Annotated in this window: 2 pseudogenes; both read right to left on the bottom strand. The window is 34.2% G+C overall.

What is annotated here, in order from left to right:
* Nucleotides 1-181, bottom strand: a pseudogene (locus tag ACFIK8_RS12995) (XRE family transcriptional regulator); the annotation flags it as partial.
* A gap of 63 nt (nucleotides 182-244) precedes the next feature.
* Nucleotides 245-546 (bottom strand): annotated as a pseudogene (locus ACFIK8_RS12990) (DNA adenine methylase); the annotation flags it as partial.

Here is a 546-nt window from a genome sequence, read left to right as displayed (position 1 = left end):
CTTGATCTAAAGCATAGAGTTCAATTATCTTTTCCTCCAGTCCTACAGGAACAGATTTTTTTCTGATCTATACAAAAGATAAAAATGCTACAGATATGTCTAATTTCTTAGCCATATCTAAGAGGCGTTCTGAGTGATCAAGAGAAAGTTTCCGTAAAATTTTACCAAAGGATGTAAGCATCAAAAACGTCCTGTTAGAGAAAAAATATTTCTTCTGATTCTAACAAATCTTTTTATGATTTCCTCAGTTATTACGAATCAAGAGTTCTTTTCGAAGAGTTTTTTTTTAGCAAAACCAGATGTCCAAAGGGTCTCTAATTCTAAAAAGTCAAAATCCCTAAAGATCTCTCGAACCTCATCACTATCATTCAGACTCAAGACAAATTTTCCTTGGATGCTTTTGAGAACTTTTGCCATCCTCACAAAATCATCTTCAACAAAATTCCCAGAGCTGTAACACTTCTTCTTTACAAGATAAGGCGGGTCTAAATAAAATAAACTGTCGGGTGCATCAAAAAGTTCGACAACTCGCTCCCACGATAAATT

The organism is Bartonella sp. MR168JLCBS, assembly GCF_042194175.1.
This window is presented reverse-complemented; position numbering and strand designations above follow the sequence as displayed.